Below are 1149 nucleotides of genomic sequence, written 5' to 3' on the forward strand. Positions count from 1 at the left end.
CCTATACCGATCGTGCTGCCGCCGTGGGTGAAGTGCACGCGCGCCCGCATCTCTTGATTCAGGCCCCCCGCGGCATATTGCAGCTCGCTTTCATGACCGAAGGCGACCAGGCCAGGGATCAGATGGCGATGAGCGAGTTGTCTCATCGCTTCGGCGTTGCCGAACCCGACCATACTACGCCGCTCCACGGCGTGACATGGGATGAAGGAGACCTGCACTGCGAAAAGCACACCGAGTTCTCGACGTATCTCTGGTGCGCTTCGCTGGATTCCGAGACGGGAGAGCCGTGCGGCGAAAATCCGTTCAAGCATGGATTTGTTCCTCCCGGCCCGGTCGTATCCGGCATCCGTTTGAGACTTCTTCCGTGGACGCCGGAAACGGAGAAGGAGGTCGATCGCTTCGATCCTGCCAGCCTGTGCTACTCGCTGGTGGAGAACGGCTCTGCCGCCATCCTGACCGACTTTCGACAGGATGAGGATGGCCTGACGCAGATCCTCGTCCTGGCCCGCGATTTGACCCCGGCGCGGGCGGGTGCGCTGGCTCAACGTCTGCTGGAGATCGAGACTTACCGCACCTTGGCGTTGCTGTCCCTGCCGTTGACACGATCGATGACGTCGGAACTGCGACGCATGGAGTCGCGCCTTGCGGCGATCACCGACGAGATGTGTACGAGCTTGGTGGAACGGCGCGACAGCGACGTGCTGCTGTCCGAATTGACCGGCCTGGCTGCCGAGCTGGAAGCTGGCGTTGCGGCGAATCTCTATCGCTTCGGCGCCAGCCGTGCCTACTACGAGATCGTCGAGGAAAGGCTGGCAGCGCTTTCGGAAGAGGCCGTATCCGGGTACTGCACCTGGGCGGATTTCCTGCAGCGTCGCATCGCTCCCGCCATGCGGACATGCCAATCCGTAAAGGAGCGCCAGACCAAGCTCTCCGACAAGCTGACCCGGGCCATCGCGTTGCTGCGTTCCTGGATCGACGTCGAGCTTGAACGCCAGAACCGCGATCTGCTTGCGTCGATGAACAACCGGGCCAAGATGCAATTGCGCCTTCAGCAAACCGTCGAAGGCCTGTCGGTCGCGGCAATTTCTTATTACGTCGTGAGTCTTCTCGGCTATTTGCTCAAGGGCATTCCGATGGTTCACGACAGCG

At 61.4% G+C, this 1149-nt stretch carries 1 protein-coding gene; it reads left to right on the forward strand.

The annotated features are described in order from the left end of the window. The coding region (locus tag AB0B35_RS42140; RefSeq protein WP_361057535.1) for a DUF3422 family protein at positions 1-1149 on the forward strand (1149 nt) is incomplete at both ends.

The organism is Catellatospora sp. NPDC049133, assembly GCF_040648455.1.
Classification (GTDB): Bacteria; Actinomycetota; Actinomycetes; order Mycobacteriales; family Micromonosporaceae; genus Catellatospora; species Catellatospora aurea.